Origin of the sequence: Paenibacillus campinasensis, assembly GCF_002272015.1 — a bacterium.
GTDB classification, from domain to species: Bacteria; Bacillota; Bacilli; order Paenibacillales; family Paenibacillaceae; genus Paenibacillus_AQ; species Paenibacillus_AQ campinasensis.
Genome location: NZ_NPBY01000146.1, coordinates 1 through 461 on the forward strand (window position 1 = coordinate 1; position 461 = coordinate 461).

The 461-nt window shown below is 45.3% G+C and carries 1 protein-coding gene; it reads right to left on the bottom strand.

Annotated elements, in window-relative coordinates; genetic code table 11:
- Nucleotides 1–259: 259 nt before the first annotated feature.
- The coding region (locus CHH67_RS26650) for a hypothetical protein (protein WP_218832090.1) at nt 260–461 on the bottom strand (202 nt) is incomplete at its 5' end.

Consider the following 461-nt stretch of genomic DNA (forward strand, 5'->3'; position numbering starts at 1 on the left):
GGGCAATCGGACATGAATCTCAGAAATGCGGAGGATGAATAAAAAATTAATATTTTTTCCATAATTTGAGTGCAAATTACTGCATTATCGGTTAACATAGTAACCATACGGAAAAATGGGTAAATATCCATATTTATACTGTGAGAAAGGGCGAGTCCAATGCAGTTGTACAGACGCATCGCAATGCTGCTGGTGATGTATGCAGCGTCGGGCTTTTTGCTTTTTGTGGCCAGCGACCATGCTCCCTATCTGCTTCCTGTCATTTGGATATCGGCATTGCTGCTCCTTCTGTGCGGTATTGCTTATATAGGTCATCATTACTTTTATCGTGCTCGCAAGAAGAGAGGTTGATGCCTGATTGGATGTGGCAAGCCCGCTGCTTCGAACCGGTGCTGTGCGAAGCAACCGTAAGTTGATCGTCATGCGTCACGCTCACCCCGATGGGGTGGGCGTTTTTTTTT